Source organism: Streptomyces sp. NPDC056452 (genome assembly GCF_042796085.1).
Taxonomy (GTDB): domain Bacteria; phylum Actinomycetota; class Actinomycetes; order Streptomycetales; family Streptomycetaceae; genus Streptomyces.
On the sequence record NZ_JBHTRI010000010.1, the window covers coordinates 93,886 to 111,372 of the forward strand.

Here is a 17,487-nt window from a genome sequence, read left to right on the forward strand (position 1 = left end):
CCCCGCCGGCGACTGAAGCGCGGGGGTCCGGGGCGGAGCCCCTGACACGGGTGCGAGGTCACTCCGCGGCGTCCTGTGGGGGAGGTGCGGGATTCGGCGGGCGTCCCCGGCGGGGGATCGGCGCCGCACCGCCCGGCAGCCGCCCCGCCTCCGCCAGCGCCCGCCGCAGCAGGAACTCGATCTGCGCATTCGCGCTGCGCAGCTCGTCCGAGGCCCAGCGGGCCAGCGCGTCGTGCACCGCGGGATCCAGCCGCAGCAGCATCTGCTTGCGCTGCGGCCGCCGGGCGGCAGGGGTGGAGGCGTCGTCCGTCACTGGTAGAGCGTGCCCGTGTTCAGGACCGGCTGCGCCGCACGGTCACCGCACAGCACCACCATCAGGTTGCTGACCATCGCCGCCTTGCGCTCGGAGTCGAGCTCGACGATGTCCTGTTCGGCGATGCGGGTCAGGGCCATCTCGACCATGCCCACCGCTCCCTCGACGATCATCTGACGGGCCGCGACGACCGCCCCCGCCTGCTGCCGCTGGAGCATCGCGGAGGCGATCTCGGGGGCGTACGCGAGGTGGCTGAAGCGCGACTCGATGATCAGCACGCCCGCGGCCTGCACCCGCGCGGTGAGCTCGACGGCGAGCTTCTCGGTGATCTCCTCCGCGTTGCCGCGGAGCGAGAGGCCGCCCTCGTCATGGGCGTCGTACGGGTACTCGATCGCGATGTGCCGCACGGCCGCCTCGGTCTGCGTGGCGACGAACTCCAGGAAGTCGTCCACCTCGAACAGCGCCTGCGCGGTGTCCTCGACCTTCCAGACGACGATCGCGGCGAGCTCGATCGGGTTGCCGTAGGCGTCGTTGACCTTCAGGACGGCCGTCTCGTGGTTGCGGACCCGGGTGGAGATCTTGCGGCTGGAGGTCAGCGGGTTGATCCAGCGCAGACCGTCCGAGCGGATCGTGCCGACGTACCGGCCGAAGAGCTGGATGACCCGCGCCTCGCCCGGAGCGACCATTTTCACACCGCTCATGCAGAAGAACGAGGCGATGACGAGCAGCACGCCGAGGATGAAGAGCGGGATACCGATGCCGTTGTGCCCGTTGGCGCCGAGAACGCCGCCGCCGATGGCCAGGCCGACGCCGACGAACACCCCGAGGACGGTCAGCAGCAGTCCGAGGCCGCCGGGGATGGAGTGCGCGGTGGTCTCCCTGACCTGGGGAGCGGGCATCTCGGGAGCGTCCGGCGTCAGGTCGGCGGCGGGGCCGGCGGAGTCGGGACGGTCGTGCGGTGCGGACATGGTTCCCCCGTTTCGGGCGGCATAGCGCCGCGCTAGCAATGTGATTTCACATTATCCGACGTCGCAACCTTGTGCACCCCTCGTGAGTCGGTTCCTTTGTGACAGGTGCTGATTGTCACGTCCGGAAAAGACCGGATCGCTTGCCATTTGTCCGTGCTTTCGGTGTTAGCTGATTGGTCTGACCGGAGCAGAACGAGCAGAGGAACAGGAGCACCACAGCAATGGGTCGAGCGGATGCGCGACGAGCTCAGGGGCGGGGAGCGCGCCGGGCTGCGAAGAGCGGCGGCATACGCGGACTCTTCACCTGGCGGAAGATGCTGGGCACCTTCTTCGGACTCTGCCTGCTGGTGATGGGCGCCTTCGTCGCGCTCTACATGTACGTGGACGTACCGGCGGCCAACGCCCAGGCCGAGAAGCAGAGCAACGTCTACAAGTACAGCGACGGCACGCTCCTGGCCCGTACCGGCACCGGCGTCAACCGCGAGATCGTGGACCTCGCCGTCGTGCCCAAGAAGGTCCAGCACGCCTTCGTCGCCGCCGAGAACAAGTCCTTCTACCGGGACCAGGGCGTCGACCTCAAGGGCACCACGCGCGGCGTGCTCAACACGCTCTCCGGCAAGGGCAAGCAGGGTGGCTCGACGATCACCCAGCAGTACGTGAAGAACTACTACCTCACGCAGGACCAGACGGTCACCCGCAAGCTCAAGGAGCTGGTGATCTCGCTCAAGGTCGACCAGCGGATGAAGAAGAACGACATCCTCGCCGGGTACCTCAACACCGTGTACTACGGACGCGGTGCGAGCGGCATCCAGGCGGCGGCGCAGGCCTACTACGGGGTCGACGCCAAGGACCTCGACGTCTCCCAGGGCGCCTATCTCGCTGCCCTGCTCCAGGCACCCAGCCAGTACGACTGGGCGGTCGCCTCGCCGACCGGCAAGAAGCTCGTCAAGGAGCGCTGGGCCTACACCCTGAACAACATGGTCGGCGAGGGCTGGCTCGACCAGGCCGAGCGCGACAAGCTGACGTTCCCCGTTCCGAAGTCCCCCAAGGCCGCCCCCGGCCTGGAGGGCCAGACCGGCTATCTCGTCGAGGCGGCCAACCAGGAGATGGCGCGGCAGGGCATCACCGAGGAGATGCGCGAGGCCGGCGGCTGGACGGTCACCCTCAACGTCGACAAGAAGAAGCAGAAGCAGCTCGAGAAGTCGGTCGACCGCCAGCTGGAGAGCAAGCTCGACCGCAAGGGCAACAAGACCGACGCGACCGTCCAGGCCGGTGCCACCTCCGTGGACCCGAAGACGGGCAAGGTCCTCGCGCTCTACGGCGGCGTCGGTGCCACCGAGCACTGGATGTCCAACGCCACCCGGCAGGACTACCAGCCCGCGTCCACCTTCAAGCCGCTGGTGCTCGCCTCCGCGCTGGAGAACGGGTCGAAGACCCAGGACGGCGACGTGATCGGTCTCGACACGGTCTACGACGGCACCAGCAAGCGCCCCGTCGTGGGCAGCGACATCCCGTTCAACCCGCAGAACGAGGATGACATCAGCTACGACAACCCCACCGTGCAGAAGGCGATGGACAAGTCGATCAACTCCGTCTTCGCGCAGATGGTCGTCGACGTCACCCCGAGCGCCGTGAAGAAGACCGCGCTGGCCATGGGCGTACCCGACAAGAACTTCCCCGTGGCGCCCGCGATCACCCTGGGCACCATGAACGCCTCGACCTGGGACATGGCCGGGGTGTACGCCACCCTGGACAACCACGGCAAGAAGGTCACCCCGACCATCGTCAAGTCCGCGAAGCACCGTGACCGCACCATGGAGCCGGTCGACGGCACCGGCGAGCAGGTGATCAGCCGGGCGTCCGCCGACACGGTGACCAAGGCGCTCACCGAGGTCGTCGACATCGGCTCCGGCCGCGAGGCCAACACCTCGGCCTACGACGCGGCGGGCAAGACGGGTACGTCGGAGAACAACAAGGCCGCCTGGTTCGCGGCCTACACCCCGGAGCTCTCCACGGTCGTGGCCCTGTACGGCGAGTCCACCAAGGAAGGCGGCGGCCAGGTCACCCTGACCGGTACGGCCAACTCCGGCCGCGCCAACGGTGGCGGATTCCCCGCGAAGATCTGGGCGGACTACACCCTCGGCGCACTCGGCGGCGGTTCGGACGCCACCTTCGACCTGGAGGGCGTGGAGCGCGGTGAGACGGCCGTGACCGAGAGCCCCTCGGCCACGCCGTCGGAGACGGAGACCCCGGAGGAGACCCCCTCCGAGGAGACCCAGGATCCCACCGAGACGCCGAGCGAGACGCCGAGCGAGGAGACGACGCCGAGCTGGCCGCCGAGCGAGTCGCCCTCGGGGACGCCGAGCGACGATCCCAGCGCGACGAAGGATCCCGATGACGGGGACCAGCCGCCGGGTGAGCGGCCCGGGAACGGTCTGCTGGGACAGTGAGCATGCGGAAGGGGCGGTGTCACCGACACCGCCCCTCCCGCATGCCGTGCGTCAGCCGCCGTTCACCTTCTTGGCGATCCGGTCGCCGACGGCCTTGTCGATGTTGCGCCAGTACTGCAGCGCACGCTCCAGGACCGGCTTGCTCACGCCGTCCAGCAGATGGCCGGAGACGTTGGAGACGAGCCGCTCCCGCGCCGCGTCGTCCATCACCTCGCGCACCAGCGTGCCCGGCTGGCCCCAGTCGTCGTCGTCCTTGCGCAGCGTGTACGCCTCGTGCACCATCTCGCCCGCCGTGGCCCAGCCCGCGGGCTCCCCGAAGCGGGCGGTGTCCGCCGCGGGGCCGCCGTACGAGTTCGGGGCGTAGACAGCGCCCGTGCGCGCCGGCTCGTACCGCATGGGGCCGTCCTTCGCGTATGAGCGGACGGGCGAACGGGGCCGGTTGGGCGGCAGCTGCAGATAGTTCGGGCCGATCCGGTACCGGTGGGTGTCCGGGTACGAGAAGAGCCGGCCGAGCAGCATCTTGTCGGGCGACGGACCGATGCCGGGCACCATGTTCGACGGCTCGAAGGACGCCTGCTCGATGTGGATGAAGAAGTCTTCCGGATTCTTGTTGAGCGTCATCCGGCCGACCTCGATCAGCGGGTAGTCGCCCTGCGGCCACACCTTGGTCAGGTCGAACGGGTTGAACCGGTAGTCCGGCGCGTCGTCGAACGGCATGATCTGGACCTTCAGGGTCCAGCTCGGGTGGTCGCCGCGCTCGATCGAGTCGAACAGGTCGCGGCGGTGGGCGTCGCCGTCGGTCCCGGCCATCGCGTCGGCGTCGGCCTGCGTGTAGAAGTCGATGCCCTGGTCGGTCTTGAAGTGGTACTTCACCCAGAACCGCTCGCCGCCCGCGTTCACCCACATATAGGTGTGCGAGCTGTAGCCGTTCATGTGGCGGTACGTCTTCGGGATGCCCCGGTCGCCCATCAGCCAGGTGACCTGGTGCGCCGACTCCGGCGAGAGGGTCCAGAAGTCCCACTGCATGTTGTGGTCGCGCACCGCGCTGTCCGGGCGGCGCTTCTGGGAGCGGATGAAGTCCTGGAACTTCATGGGGTCCCGTACGAAGAAGACCGGCGTGTTGTTGCCGACCATGTCGTAGTTGCCGTGCTCGGTATAGAACTTCAGTGCGAATCCGCGCGGGTCGCGCCAGGTGTCGGGCGAGCCCTGTTCACCGGCGACCGTGGAGAAGCGGGCGAGCATCTCTGTGCGCTTGCCCGGCTGGAAGAGGTCCGCCTTGGTGAACTGGCTGACGTCGTTCGTCACCTCGAAGATGCCATAGGCGCCGGAGCCCTTGGCGTGGACCACCCGTTCGGGGACCCGTTCACGGTTGAACTGGGCCATCTTCTCGATGAGGTAGTGGTCCTGGAGCAGGATCGGGCCGTCGGATCCGACGGTGAGCGAATGTTCGTCGCTCTCCACCGGGATCCCGGCGTTGTTCGTGGTGTAAGGAACCTTGCCGGCTTCCTCGGTCACGATCGGCCTCCCGTCGGTGTGGGGTTTCGGTCAGGTCGCTTCGTTCACGACTGAAGTCAACTCCGCCGACGGGAGGTCGGCAACATCTGGAAAGGGTCCAGAACGGGATGAAGTACTACGAGCCCGGAATAGCCATCTCGAACCAGACCACTTTGCCCGTGGAGAGCCGGGTGGCCCCCCACCTCCGGGCCAGCCGGTTGACCAGGAACAGACCGCGTCCGCCCTCGTCCGTGTCGCGGGCGCGGCGCTGCCGGGGCAGCTGAGGGGAGTCGTCGCCGACCTCGCAGCGCAGGATGTCGGTCCGCAGCAGCCGCAGGGTCACGGGGCGCTCCGCGTACCGCACCGCATTGGTCACCACCTCGCTGACCAGCAGCTCCACCTCGTCCGAGAGGGCGTCCAGCCCCCACCGGCTGAGCGCCCTGCGGGCCAGCCTGCGGGCCCGGCCCGGAGCCGCGTCCTCAGGTTCCAGGAACCAGTAGGCGACGTCGCTCGGCGCGATCCCGTCGAAACGGGCGGCCAGCAGGGCGATGTCGTCGTCCCGGTCGCCGGGGCCCAGCATGTCGAGCACGTCGTCGCAGAGCGCCTCGAGCGGCGGCGAATGGTCCGGCCCGGTCAGCTGCGCCGTCGCGGCGAGCCGCTCCCGCAGCTGCTCGATCCCCGTCCAGACGTCCCGCAGCCGGGACTCCACCAGGCCGTCCGTGTACAGCAGCAGCGTGGCACCGGCCGGCGCGTCCAGCTCGACGGCCTCGAAGTCGACCCCGCCGACGCCGATCGGAGCACCCGGCGGTACCCGCAGCACCTCGGCCCGGCCGCCCAGATGCAGGAGCACGGGCGGCGGGTGGCCGGCGTTGGCGATGGTGATCCGGTGCGCGACCGGGTCGTACACCGCGTACAGGCAGGTCGCCATCCGGTCGCTGCCGAGCCGCTGCGCCTGCTCGTCCAGATGGTGCAGGACCTCCTGCGGCGGCAGGTCGAGACCGGCCAGGGTCTGCGCGGTGGTGCGCAGCTGGCCCATGATCGCCGCGGACGTCATGGAGTGGCCCATCACATCGCCGACGACCAGGGCGACCCGGCTGCCCGGCAGCGGGATCGCGTCGTACCAGTCACCGCCGACCCGGGCCGTCTCGGCGGCCGGAAGGTAGCGGGAGGCCAGGCGTACGCCGGTGGGCTGCGGCAGCGAGTCGGGCAGCATCGTGCGCTGCAGCTCGTCGGCGATGTACGCCTCGCGGCCGTACAGCACGGCCTTGTCGATGCCGAGCGCGGTGTGCGTGGCGAGCTGGGCCGCGACGAGCAGGTCGTTGGCCTCGAAGGGCGGGCGGTCCGTGCCGCGGAGGAAGACGGCGGCGCCGATGACCCGGCGCCGGCCCCGCAGCGGTGCCAGGATCGCGCGGTGTCCCGTGGGCACGGTCCGGCCCGCCCCGAGCAGTTCGGGCAGGGCGACGCGGGCCGCGGCGGAGTCCCCGAAGACGGGACGCACCCCGCGGAGCACCTCGGCGAGCGCACCGCCCGCCAGGACCTCGCACAGGTCGGCGGCGGGCAGCAGGCCGGCCTGCGGGTCGGTGACGGGCAGCCGCAGCCGCTCGCCCTCCGGGCCGTTCTCGCTGTCCTCGTCGGTCAGCCGCAGCCTGTCCGTACGGCGCAGCCGCAGCACGAAGGGGTTGACCGGACGCTCGTCGCCCACCGGGAGAGGGTCGCGCAGATAGACGAGTATGGCGTCCGAGAACGTCGGCACGCTGGCCCGGCACAGGCCGAGCACGATCTCGTCGAGGTCTATGCCCCGGGCGATCCGGCGGGTCGCCGCGCCGACGAAACGCAGCCGGTCGCCCTCGCGGCGGGTGACCGCCTGGGTGTCGACGCCGGGCGTGGCGGACTCCGGGGCGGTACCGGGTCCCGGATTCGGCACCGCGGAGGGGCCGGGGATCGCGGCGGTGGCAGCGGCACCCGGTCCGGACTCCTGCTGCCGGGGCCGGGCGCGTTCCTGCGACCGGGCAGCGAGGGGCTGCCGGCCTTCGTGGGAGGTGGGATGCTCCGTCACGCGTGGGATTCCGTCCGTCCGGGCCGGTTGTATGAGGCAATCACCTCGTGGGGCGCCACTGTGCCCCGGCAAGAGCGGTAAGAACAACGGCTGTCACCGGATGCCCTCATAAGCGGGGCCGAAACCGTACGGCCGCGCGGTGGGCCGATATCGGTCATTCCGGCGACGGGGCAGCGGACAGCGAGCACATCTCCACCCCCTCGTAGCGGTTCAGACGACCGCACGACCCGCCCGGCTCCGTGTCCCGTGCGGCTCATGCGACGTGTGCGACTTGTTCGATGACTTGTGGTCAGGTCCCGTGCCACGTCCGCCGGTTGTGGTGACGTGGATGGTGGAAGGCGATCCTACGTTTGCCCCCCTGGGGTGCATCAAGGGTCTCACGACCGGGTGGGGGCAGGGGTGCGGTCCCAGTCATCCGGCAGCGGGGGAACCCGCCACTGCGGATCGGGCCGCCAGTGCTCCCAGCCGTCCCGGAACGGAGCCCCCCAGGCCCGGATCACGTCGACCGCGGCCAGGCCCGCCTCCCGCACGCCCCGGGCGGTGGCGGCATCCATCAGCCCGACCCGCTGGGCCTGGGCGAACTCGTCCTCGTCGAGCCACTCCCAGCTGCGGTCGGGGTTCACGGAGATGTCGAGAAAGTGATCCTCGGAATCGACGCCCCCCGTCCAGCGGGCGCGGGGTTCCTCGAGGTTGACGTACCAGTTGCGAAAGAGCCAGCCGCGGTCCCAGAACAGCCAGACCGACCACGGGTCGCCCGGCCGGGCGAGCTTCAGCACACCCGCGCCGAACCAGCGCGAGCGCACCGTGGTGCGCGGGCGCGTGTAGCGGGTGGCCAGCGGCTCGGCGTGCACCTGGGTGCCGTCGGCGAGTACGGGCTTCACGCACTCCGTGCCGGGCGCCATCCACACGGCGAGCAGTTCGTCGGTGTCCTGGACGACGGTGACCGGCCGGCAGATGTGCACGGGGCTCCCGCCGCCGTTGCCGCGGTAGCGCCAGAGGATCTGGTCCCCCGGTGCCCAGTGCGTGCCGTTTCCCGCACCGGCACCGGTGCCTGCTCCCGTACCCGCTTCCGTGGCTGTCATGAAGAGATCTTACGGACGCGGGCGCCCGCACGCTGCGATACGCGTCAGGGCCTGGTCATACGCAACACGTCCAGGGCCTCGTCGAGCTGCTCCACACTCAGGTCGCCGCGCTCCACGTACCCCCCGGCCAGCACGGTCTCCCGGATCGTGGTGCCCTCGGCCAGGGATTTCTTGGCGACCTTCGCCGCCTCCTCGTAGCCGATGTACTTGTTCAGCGGGGTCACGACCGACGGCGAGGACTCCGCGTACTGCCGGGCCCGCTCCACGTTGGCCGTGATGCCGTCGACCGTGCGGTCGGCGAGCAGCCGGGAGGCGTTCGCGAGCAGGCGCACCGACTCCAGAAGGTTCCTGGCGATCACCGGCAGCATCACGTTCAGCTCGAAGTTGCCGGCCGCACCGGCGGCCGCGACCGTGGCGTCGTTCCCAGTGACCTGGGCCGCGACCATGAGCACGGCCTCGGGGATCACCGGATTGACCTTGCCCGGCATGATCGACGAACCGGGCTGGAGGTCGGGCAGATTGATCTCGGCCAGCCCGGTGCGGGGACCCGAGGCCATCCAGCGCAGATCGTTGGAGATCTTGGTGAGCGAGACGGCGACGGTACGGAGCTGGCCGGACGTCTCGACGAGCCCGTCCCGGGCCCCCTGCGCCTCGAAGTGGTTGCGCGCCTCGGTGAGCGGCAGTCCGGTGGTCCTGGCGACCTCCGCGATCACGGCGGCCGAGAAGCCGGGCGGGGTGTTGATCCCGGTGCCCACCGCCGTACCGCCCAGCGGGAGCTCGGCGAGGCGGGGGAGCGAGGCCCGCAGCCGCTCGACGCCGTAGCGGATCTGTGCCGCGTAGCCGCCGAACTCCTGGCCCAGGGTGACGGGTGTGGCATCCATCAGATGCGTACGGCCCGACTTCACGACCTCCGCAAATTCGGCTGATTTCCGCTCCAGGGAATCAGCCAGATGCTCCAGCGCGGGGATCAGATCCGCGGTCACCGCGGCGGTCGCGGCGATGTGGATGGAGGAGGGGAACACGTCGTTCGACGACTGCGAGGCGTTGACGTGGTCGTTGGGGTGGACCTCACGCCCCAGCCGCTCGGTGGCGAGCGTCGCCACGACCTCGTTGGTGTTCATGTTGGACGAGGTGCCGGAACCTGTCTGGAACACGTCGATGGGGAAGTGCTCGTCCCACCGTCCCGTGACGACCTCGGCGGCGGCCTCCTGGATCGCCTGCGCGATCTCGGGATCCAGTACCTTCAGCTCGGCGTTGACCTTGGCGGCGGCGGCCTTGATGCGGGCCAGCGCCTCGATGTGGGCCCGCTCGATCCGCTGCCCGGACACGGGGAAGTTCTCCACGGCGCGCTGCGTCTGGGCCCGCCACTTGGCGTGCGCGGGGACCCTCACCTCTCCCATCGAGTCGTGCTCGATGCGGTACTGCGGGTCCTCGGTCGATCCGTCCATGTGTTCCAACCTCCTGATGGAGATGAGCGCGTGTCGCGTTCCAGGTATTCCGGCGGCGTCATCCGTCAGTAAATACCTGGAGCAACTCCATGAACCGGCAGGGCGCGGGCGGCGTCCCCGCTCCCGCCCGTGCGCGGTATCTCAGCCCAGGGGTGTTCCGGCGCCGTCCCGGTCACCTCGACGCGGCTGCCGTACCCGTTGCCGTACCCCTGGCCCGCCGGCCTGCTGCGCGGACACCCGCAGCAGGAACGCCAGTGCGACCACGATGGCGGCCCCGTGGGACCACGCGACCACGGTCAGGGGGCTGTAGCCCTCCAGCGCGGCAGCCACGATGATCATGCCGACGCCGAAGCCGAGGTTCTCGAAGGTCGCGGACAGCCCGAACGCGTGGCCGCGCAGCCGGGCGGAGAGCGTCTGCAGATGCGAGGTGTACGAGACCTCCGTCAGCCCGTCCGCCGCCCCGGCGACCAGCGCGACGGCAGCCGTCGCGGCGAGCGGCAGACCCGTGAACGCGAGGATGAACGCCGCGGACATCACCACCGTCCCGTAGCCGAAGCCCAGCGCACCCACCGCGCGGCCCGTGCGCCGCGCGGTGCGCTGGATCACCTGCTGCGCGCCGATGTTCCCGACGGCCCACAGGCACCAGAACGCACTGACGAACACCGCGGGGTGCGAGGCGTCCAGCGCGCTGGAGTGGACGGGCAGCGCGGCGTTGTGGGACGAGGAGCCGAAGGCATCCACCCCGCGCAGCGCCACCATCAGCCCGAGGCCCGGCGCGGCGGCCAGCGCGGCGAGGGCGACAGGCATCCGCCTCCGCCCCGGCGGCTCCGCCTCCGCGTCCCCGGCCGGCTCCGCCTTCACGCCCGTGCCCGAGGCGCCGCCCGCGACCGGCAGCAGGGCCACCGTCACCGCACACACCACGAAGGTCGCCATGTCGATGACGAAGGCCGCCGTGTAGCCCACCAGCGACACCACCACACCGGCGGACGCGAACCCGGCCACCATCGCCACCGAACGTGCCGTGATGGAGAGCGAGTTCGCCCAGGTGAGGCGTTCCGGGGCCACCATCTCCGGCACGGAACTGCGCAACGCCACCATGAACAGCGTCCCGCAGGCCCCGACGACCACGGAGACCGCGATCAGCGCGCCCGTCCGCAGACCGTCGGGCGCCAGGACCAGCGACAGCATCACCGCGGCCTGCGCGGCGTTCGTCCACAGCATGACGCTCTTCGCCGTGAAACGGGCGAGCAGGGCGCCGGCCGCCAGTCCCGCGGCGAATCCCGACGCCAGCCGCACGGCCATGAACAGCCCCATGGCGAGCGCCCTGCCCGTCGTCGCATAGACGAAGAGATTGAGTGCCACGGTATTCAGGAAGGTGCCGTACGAGGAGACGGCGTAACCCGCGACGAGAAATCGATAACGGCGTTCCGGGCGGGCCGTGTTGTCCGTGGTGTGGATACCGGGCGTCATCCGCTCATACTCGCCCGGCCGTCCGGCCCGCAGGACCCGTACCGCCCACACATAGGCAATCTGCACACATGTGAAGAGCGGTCATTCATGTCCACCGCCTGATGATTGCCGCACACCGCCGTACAGGAGCATGTCCCGGGTGAGCGGGAATGCCCCAGGGGCGCCCCCGCGGTAACGGGAACGCCCCTGGATGCGTGCGGGCCGGTCAGCCGAGGCCGGGGCCGCGCACCGGAATGCTGGTGAACGTCGGTGCCGGGGCGGGCTCGGTGAAGAAGTCGTTGCCCTTGTCGTCGACCACGACGAACGCGGGGAAGTCCTCCACCTCGATGCGCCAGACCGCCTCCATGCCGAGCTCCTCGTACTCGACGACCTCGACCTTCTTGATGCAGTCCTGCGCGAGACGCGCCGCGGGGCCGCCGATCGAACCGAGGTAGAAGCCGCCGTGGGCGTCGCACGCGTCGGTGACCTGCCTGGACCGGTTGCCCTTGGCGAGCATCACCTTGGAGCCGCCCGCCGCCTGGAACTGCGCGACGTAGCTGTCCATGCGGCCGGCCGTCGTGGGGCCGAAGGAGCCGGACGCGTACCCCTCGGGGGTCTTGGCCGGGCCCGCGTAGTACACCGGGTGGTCCTTGAGGTACTGCGGCATCTCCTCGCCCGCGTCGAGCCGCTCCTTGATCTTGGCGTGCGCGATGTCGCGCGCCACGACCAGCGGGCCGGTCAGCGAGAGCCGGGTCTTGACCGGGTACTTGGTCAGCTCGGCGAGGATGTCGTCCATCGGCCGGTTGAGGTCGATCCGTACGACGTCACCCGCCTCGTCGAGGTGCTCGTCGGTGGTGTCCGGGAGGAAGCGCGCCGGGTCCTTCTCCAGCTGCTCCAGGAAGACGCCCTCGGCGGTGATCTTCGCGGTGGCCTGGCGGTCGGCCGAGCAGGACACGGCGATGGCGACGGGCAGCGAGGCGCCGTGCCGGGGGAGGCGGACCACGCGCACGTCGTGGCAGAAGTACTTTCCGCCGAACTGCGCGCCGATGCCGATCTTCTGCGTCAGCTCGAAGACCTTCTCCTCCAGCTCCTTGTCCCGGAAGCCGTGGCCGGTCGGGGAGCCCTCGGCGGGCAGCTCGTCCAGGTAGTGCGCGGAGGCGTACTTCGCGGTCTTGAGCGCGAACTCGGCCGACGTACCGCCGACGACGATCGCCAGGTGGTACGGCGGGCAGGCGGCCGTCCCCAGTGAGCGGATCTTCTCCTCCAGGAACTTCATCATGGAGGTCTCGTTGAGGACCGCCTTGGTCTCCTGGAAGAGGAACGACTTGTTGGCCGAGCCGCCGCCCTTGGCCATGAAGAGGAACTTGTACGCGCCGCCGTCGGTCGCGTACAGCTCGATCTGGGCCGGGAGGTTCGAGCCGGTGTTCTTCTCGTCCCACATGTTCAGCGGGGCCATCTGCGAGTACCGCAGGTTGAGCTTGGTGTACGCGTCGAAGATGCCGTGCGACAGGGCCTCCTCGTCACCGCCCTCGGTCAGCACGTTCTGTCCGCGCTTGCCCATGACGATCGCCGTACCGGTGTCCTGGCACATGGGCAGGACACCCGCGGCGGCGATGTTCGCGTTCTTCAGGAGGTCGAGTGCGACGAACTTGTCGTTCGACGACGCCTCGGGGTCGTCCACGATGCGCCGCAGCTGCGCCAGGTGGGCGGGCCGCAGGTAGTGCGAGATGTCGTGCATGGCCTCGGCGGCGAGGGTGCGCAGGGCCTCCGGAGCCACCTTGAGGAACGTACGGCCGTCGGCCTCGAAGGTCGAGACGCCCTCGGCGGTCACCAGCCGGTACGGCGTGGTGTCCTCTCCCAGTGGGAGCAGATCGGAGTACGCAAACTCTGGCATTACGGCCATTCCTCACTCGGTGACAGCGCCGTCCTCCCTTGGGCAGCGCATCAACCAGGGTAGGACCCCGCGGCGGCGGCGAGCCTGTGAGGTAAGGCTCACCCGGATCCGGCCCGGCGCCTTCGTCCGGATCATGACGGGCCCGTGGCCCGATCCGTCACCGGACCGGGGCCGAACGGGGCCGGATCCCGCGGAAGTGCCGCAGGAGTACTGGTCGCGATCTATCGCGTTTGGGTACGCTGGGCCGGTGGACCTCGAAAAGCAGCCCCAGCAGCCCGTCGCTCCGGCCGGTCCCGCGCCCGCCGGTATCCGCGCATCCGATGCGGACCGCGACCGGATCGCGGACATCCTGCGGGAGGCCGTGGCCGAGGGCCGGCTGACCGCCGAGGAGCACGCCGAGCGGGTCGAACTCGTCTACCGGGCCAAGACCGTGGGTGAACTGGGACCGCTGGTCCAGGACCTGCCCGCCGGCGGGGCCACCGGCCGGCCGGCCGCCTCTCCGTACGCGTACGGCCCCGAGGGGCCGAGCGGGCCCGCCGAGAACCTGGTGGCGGTCTTCAGCAGCTCCACCCGGAAGGGCCGTTGGCGCGTCGGCGGCCGCACGAACGCCTTCTCGCTCTTCGGCAGTGTCGAGATCGATCTGACCGAGGCCCTTTTCGGCCAGCGTCTGACCGTCATCAATGCGACGTCCATCTTCGGCAGTGTCGAGATCAGGGTGCCCGAGAACATCTCGCTGCGCGGCAGCGGTACAGGTATTTTCGGCAATTTCGAAGTCGACACACTGGAATCGACAGACCCGGAAGCCCCGGTGGTCGTAGTCAACGGCTATTCCGTCTTCGGGAACGTCGAGGCAAAGCCCAAGCGTGGCAAGCTCATTGCCAACCTCCACGACCAGCTGCGCAAACACCTCGGCCGCTGAGGCCGGGTGGCCGGTACGGCTCGAATTCCGGCCAAAAAGGCGGGTGAGCGGAATTGGGTGGCCCCGAAGCCGGTGCCACTCAGTGCATAGGCGCGCGCACAGCGGGTAGGGAGTGCTGCATCGTCTCTCGCTCGCGAAGCCGTCGTCAGGAGTAGACCGTGCTGCAACTGCCGCATCAGCCCCTGCAGGTCGCCGCCGTGCCGTCCCAGCGCAGTCCTGCGCGGGAGGACCAGGCAGGCCCCTGGCATGCGGAGGCGGTGTGCCGCCGGGACGAAGCCGGGCTGTTCTTCGCCCCGTCGAAGGAGCCGACTGCTGCCCGGCTGTCACGCGAGGAGGCCGCGAAGCAGGTCTGCGCGCGGTGCCCGGTGATGGTGGACTGCCGCGAACACGCGCTCATACAGCCCGAGCCCTACGGGGTGTGGGGCGGCCTCACGGCCGCCGAACGCCGCGTGGTGCTCGCCCGGCGGCGCAGGCGCGACATCGAGCTGAAGACGGCGGCCCCCACGGAGCACCTCGCAGCCGGCTGAGACCTGCGAACAGGGGTGAGGGGGGCTGCCGGTGGGCAGCCCCCCTCACCCCTGCCCGCACGGTGCTACTTGGCGCGGTCGAAGTCGATCGCGCTGTAGGCGCGCAGCTTCGAGAGCCGGTGCGTCGAGTCGATCTTCCGGATCGTGCCCGACTTGGAGCGCATCACCAGGGACTCCGTGGTCGCCGTCTCCGCGCGGTACCGCACACCGCGCAGCAGCTCACCGTCGGTGATCCCGGTGGCGACGAAGAACACGTTGTCCCCGCTGACCAGGTCGTCCGTCGACAGCACCCGGTCCAGGTCGTGCCCGGCGTCCAGCGCACGCTGACGCTCGGCCTCGTCCTTGGGCCAGAGCTTGCCCTGGATGACACCGCCGAGGCACTTTATGGCGCAGGCCGAGATGATGCCCTCGGGGGTGCCGCCGATGCCCATGAGCAGGTCGACGCCGGTTCCCTCGCGGGCGGCCATGATGGAGCCGGCCACATCGCCGTCGGAGATGAACTTGATCCGGGCGCCCGTCTCCCGGATCTCCTTGACGATGCCCTCGTGCCGGGGACGGTCCAGGATGACGACGGTGACGTCCTCGGGCGTGGAGTTCTTGGCCTTCGCGACGCGTCGGATGTTCACCGACACGGGCGCGTTGATGTCCACGAAGTCGGCCGCCTCGGGGCCGGTCACCAGCTTGTCCATGTAGAAGACGGCGGACGGGTCGAACATGGCGCCGCGGTCGGCCGCGGCCAGCACGGCGATCGCGTTCGGCATGCCCTTGGCGTTGAGCGTGGTCCCGTCGATCGGGTCGACGGCGATGTCGACCTCGGCGCCGGTGCCGTCGCCGACCCGCTCGCCGTTGAACAGCATGGGAGCTTCGTCCTTCTCGCCCTCACCGATGACGACGATGCCGTTCATCGAAACGGTGGAGACGAGGGTTCGCATGGCCTTCACAGCGGCGCCGTCGGCGCCGATCTTGTCGCCGCGGCCGACCCAGCGCCCGGCGGCCATGGCGGCGGCCTCGGTGACCCGGACCAGCTCCAGGGCCAGGTTGCGGTCGGGGGCCTCCGGAGAGACCTCGAGCTGGGACGGCAGATGATGCTCGGACATCGGAGCGCACCTTTCTGTACGACGACGACCGGAAAAGAGGGTGCTGTGACTCTATCGGTAGGTCGATAAAATGAGCAGAGCGGGTCACGTATGAGCGGAAGCCCCGTGGCCGGGCGTCCGGGAGCCCATGCCACCATTGAGTCCGTGGCAAGCAAGCGAGGCAAGCAGACCGTCCGGGACATGTTCCTGTCGATGATGGTCATCACCGCACTGGCGGGCGTCATCTACATCTTCGTCCCGCACGACGACAAGGCCGATCCGGTCCGCGCCGTGGACTACCGGGTCGAGCTCGCGACGGCGAGGCGCGCGGCACCGTACCCGGTGGCCGCCCCGGCCGGGCTGTCGAAGGAGTGGAAGCCGACCTCCGTCTCGTACGAGGGGCAGGCGGGCGCCGGCTGGCACCTGGGCTTCCTCGACCCGGACGGCAAGTACGTCGCGGTGGAGCAGTCCACGTCCCCGGCGAAGAAGTACGTCTCCGAGGTCAGCCAGGACGCCAGGAACACCGGACGTACCCGCGAGGTGGCCGGTGAGGCGTGGCAGCACTGGGAGGGCCCGAAGTACGACGCCCTCGTGCTGCACGCCGAGGGCGTGACGACCGTGGTCACGGGCTCGGCCTCGACGGAGCGGCTGACGGAGATGGCGGCGGCGCTGGAGACGGCCTCCTGACCCGCGTCCGCCCGGACAGCGAAGACCCCCGCAGCGCCAGGCGCCGCGGGGGTCTTCGGTGTCTGTGGGGCCTCAGACGGTCGTGACGACCTCGTCGTAGGACAGGCGCGGCAGGCGCGGGAGCGAGGCGTCCTCGCCCGGCTTGCCGATGTTGACCACCATGAGCACCTGGTGGTCGCCGTCGAGGAACTCCTTCTCGATGCCCGCGGCGTCGTAGCCGGTCATCGGGCCGGCGGCCAGCCCGGCGGCACGGACGCCGACGATGAAGTAGGCGGCCTGCAGCGCGGAGTTGAGCGCGGCGGACTTCTCGCGGACCGGGCGCTCGGAGAAGAACACGTCCTTGGCCTGCGGGAAGTGCGGCATGAGCGCGGGGAGCTCCTCGTGGAACTCGTTGTCCGCGACGAGGATCGCGACCAGCGGTGCGGCGGCGGTCTTCGGCCGGTTGCCCTCGGCCATGTGCTGGACGAGCCTCTCGCGGCCCTCTGCCGAGCGGACCAGGATGACGCGCAGCGGCGACTGGTTGAAGGCGGTGGGGCCGTACTTGACCAGGTCGTAGACCGCCTGGACCTGCTCCTCGGTCACCGGCTCGTCGGTGAACGTGTTGGCGGTGCGGGCCTCGCGGAAGAGGAGGTCCTGGGCGGCGGGGTCAAGGACGAGGGACATCTGGGGGGTTACCTTCCGGACGGCTGCGGGGGCACGCGTGCACGGGGGCCGCGCACAGCGATGTGATCACCGTAACCGAAATATTGATTAACGTTCAACTAAATCGGTCCCAGGGTGATCGACCGCACAGCGCCCCGCCCGGCACCGCCCCGGCTCGGGCGGATCCGGCGCCGTCGCCGGCTCAGTCCGTGCGCTCGCCCTCGGCGGACTCGTCCGGGCCGGCCAGCGCCGCGTCCAGCCGGGCGCGCGCGCCCTCCAGCCAGCGCCGGCACACCTTCGCCAGCTCCTCGCCGCGCTCCCACAGGGCCAGCGACTCCTCCAGCGTCGTGCCGCCCGCCTCCAGGCGGCGCACGACCTCGATCAGCTCGTCCCGCGCCTGCTCGTACCCGAGCGTGCCGGTCGCCGCAGCGGCAGTCGTCGTCCCGTCGTCCGTCATGCGTTCACCCTATTCGTGAGCTGTG

At 69.9% G+C, this 17,487-nt stretch carries 15 protein-coding genes; 4 read left to right on the forward strand and 11 right to left on the reverse strand.

The window, feature by feature from the left end; translation table 11 throughout:
- Window positions 1-58 precede the first annotated feature (58 nt).
- Both ACFQ6X_RS12680 and ACFQ6X_RS12685 read right to left on the reverse strand, forming a co-directional pair.
- Entirely contained in the window at window positions 59-262 is a 204-nt protein-coding gene (locus ACFQ6X_RS12680; RefSeq protein ID WP_383180367.1) for a hypothetical protein, read from the reverse strand.
- A gap of 47 nt (window positions 263-309) precedes the next feature.
- A complete protein-coding gene (locus ACFQ6X_RS12685; RefSeq protein ID WP_329207830.1) occupies window positions 310-1,281 on the reverse strand; it encodes an SPFH domain-containing protein in 972 nt (323 codons plus the stop codon).
- Window positions 1,282-1,502: 221 nt separating this feature from the next.
- Between ACFQ6X_RS12685 and ACFQ6X_RS12690 the strand changes: the two genes are divergently transcribed.
- Entirely contained in the window at window positions 1,503-3,731 is a 2,229-nt protein-coding gene (locus ACFQ6X_RS12690; protein WP_383180136.1) for a transglycosylase domain-containing protein, read from the forward strand.
- Between the two features lie 51 nt (window positions 3,732-3,782).
- On the opposite strand, the gene ACFQ6X_RS12695 is transcribed toward ACFQ6X_RS12690, so the two are convergent.
- The 6 genes from ACFQ6X_RS12695 to ACFQ6X_RS12720 form a co-directional block, all read right to left on the reverse strand.
- Window positions 3,783-5,246, reverse strand: a complete 1,464-nt coding sequence (locus ACFQ6X_RS12695) for a catalase (RefSeq protein ID WP_383180139.1) — start codon at window positions 5,244-5,246, stop codon at window positions 3,783-3,785.
- Between the two features lie 115 nt (window positions 5,247-5,361).
- Window positions 5,362-7,281: a SpoIIE family protein phosphatase gene (locus ACFQ6X_RS12700; RefSeq protein ID WP_383180142.1), complete on the reverse strand. Its 1,920-nt coding sequence runs from the start codon at window positions 7,279-7,281 to the stop codon at window positions 5,362-5,364.
- A gap of 377 nt (window positions 7,282-7,658) precedes the next feature.
- Window positions 7,659-8,363, reverse strand: a complete 705-nt coding sequence (locus tag ACFQ6X_RS12705) for a DUF402 domain-containing protein (RefSeq protein ID WP_383180145.1) — start codon at window positions 8,361-8,363, stop codon at window positions 7,659-7,661.
- A gap of 44 nt (window positions 8,364-8,407) precedes the next feature.
- A complete protein-coding gene (locus ACFQ6X_RS12710) occupies window positions 8,408-9,811 on the reverse strand; it encodes a class II fumarate hydratase (RefSeq protein ID WP_383180148.1) in 1,404 nt (467 codons plus the stop codon).
- A 141-nt stretch (window positions 9,812-9,952) separates the two neighbouring features.
- On the reverse strand, window positions 9,953-11,281 hold the full coding sequence (locus tag ACFQ6X_RS12715) for an MFS transporter (RefSeq protein WP_383180151.1): 1,329 nt from the start codon (window positions 11,279-11,281) through the stop codon (window positions 9,953-9,955).
- A 205-nt stretch (window positions 11,282-11,486) separates the two neighbouring features.
- Window positions 11,487-13,154, reverse strand: a complete 1,668-nt coding sequence (locus ACFQ6X_RS12720) for a fumarate hydratase (protein ID WP_329207816.1) — start codon at window positions 13,152-13,154, stop codon at window positions 11,487-11,489.
- A 247-nt stretch (window positions 13,155-13,401) separates the two neighbouring features.
- Between ACFQ6X_RS12720 and ACFQ6X_RS12725 the strand changes: the two genes are divergently transcribed.
- Together ACFQ6X_RS12725 and ACFQ6X_RS12730 are read left to right on the forward strand one after the other, a co-directional pair.
- On the forward strand, window positions 13,402-14,073 hold the full coding sequence (locus ACFQ6X_RS12725) for a DUF1707 domain-containing protein (RefSeq protein ID WP_383180156.1): 672 nt from the start codon (window positions 13,402-13,404) through the stop codon (window positions 14,071-14,073).
- Between the two features lie 158 nt (window positions 14,074-14,231).
- Window positions 14,232-14,600 (forward strand): WhiB family transcriptional regulator, encoded by a 369-nt coding sequence (locus ACFQ6X_RS12730; protein WP_329207812.1) that lies wholly within the window; start codon window positions 14,232-14,234, stop codon window positions 14,598-14,600.
- Between the two features lie 65 nt (window positions 14,601-14,665).
- On the opposite strand, the gene glpX is transcribed toward ACFQ6X_RS12730, so the two are convergent.
- Window positions 14,666-15,697: a class II fructose-bisphosphatase gene (gene glpX / locus ACFQ6X_RS12735; RefSeq protein WP_329207811.1), complete on the reverse strand. Its 1,032-nt coding sequence runs from the start codon at window positions 15,695-15,697 to the stop codon at window positions 14,666-14,668.
- Window positions 15,698-15,841: 144 nt separating this feature from the next.
- Here glpX and ACFQ6X_RS12740 point away from each other — a divergent pair, with 144 nt between their 5' ends.
- Window positions 15,842-16,363 carry a DUF4245 domain-containing protein gene (locus ACFQ6X_RS12740; RefSeq protein ID WP_383180160.1) on the forward strand — a complete coding sequence of 174 codons (522 nt, stop codon included), beginning with the start codon at window positions 15,842-15,844 and terminating at the stop codon, window positions 16,361-16,363.
- Window positions 16,364-16,435: 72 nt separating this feature from the next.
- On the opposite strand, the gene ACFQ6X_RS12745 is transcribed toward ACFQ6X_RS12740, so the two are convergent.
- Complete coding sequence (locus tag ACFQ6X_RS12745) at window positions 16,436-17,026, reverse strand: malonic semialdehyde reductase (protein ID WP_383180163.1); 591 nt, start codon at window positions 17,024-17,026, stop codon at window positions 16,436-16,438.
- 181 nt (window positions 17,027-17,207) lie between these two features.
- Complete coding sequence (locus tag ACFQ6X_RS12750) at window positions 17,208-17,462, reverse strand: exodeoxyribonuclease VII small subunit (protein WP_383180166.1); 255 nt, start codon at window positions 17,460-17,462, stop codon at window positions 17,208-17,210.
- Window positions 17,463-17,487 lie beyond the last annotated feature (25 nt).

Excerpts from the sequence above, each read along its gene's own strand:
- ACFQ6X_RS12720 (WP_329207816.1), bottom strand. The coding sequence starts at position 13,154 with ATGCCAGAGTTTGCGTACTCCGATCTGCTCCCACTGGGAGAGGACACC.
- glpX (WP_329207811.1), bottom strand. The coding sequence starts at position 15,697 with ATGTCCGAGCATCATCTGCCGTCCCAGCTCGAGGTCTCTCCGGAGGCC.
- ACFQ6X_RS12715 (WP_383180151.1), bottom strand. The coding sequence starts at position 11,281 with ATGACGCCCGGTATCCACACCACGGACAACACGGCCCGCCCGGAACGC.
- ACFQ6X_RS12690 (WP_383180136.1), top strand. The coding sequence starts at position 1,503 with ATGGGTCGAGCGGATGCGCGACGAGCTCAGGGGCGGGGAGCGCGCCGG.
- ACFQ6X_RS12705 (WP_383180145.1), bottom strand. The coding sequence starts at position 8,363 with ATGACAGCCACGGAAGCGGGTACGGGAGCAGGCACCGGTGCCGGTGCG.
- ACFQ6X_RS12680 (WP_383180367.1), bottom strand. The coding sequence starts at position 262 with ATGCTGCTGCGGCTGGATCCCGCGGTGCACGACGCGCTGGCCCGCTGG.
- ACFQ6X_RS12710 (WP_383180148.1), bottom strand. The coding sequence starts at position 9,811 with ATGGACGGATCGACCGAGGACCCGCAGTACCGCATCGAGCACGACTCG.
- ACFQ6X_RS12685 (WP_329207830.1), bottom strand. The coding sequence starts at position 1,281 with ATGTCCGCACCGCACGACCGTCCCGACTCCGCCGGCCCCGCCGCCGAC.
- ACFQ6X_RS12750 (WP_383180166.1), bottom strand. The coding sequence starts at position 17,462 with ATGACGGACGACGGGACGACGACTGCCGCTGCGGCGACCGGCACGCTC.
- ACFQ6X_RS12745 (WP_383180163.1), bottom strand. The coding sequence starts at position 17,026 with ATGTCCCTCGTCCTTGACCCCGCCGCCCAGGACCTCCTCTTCCGCGAG.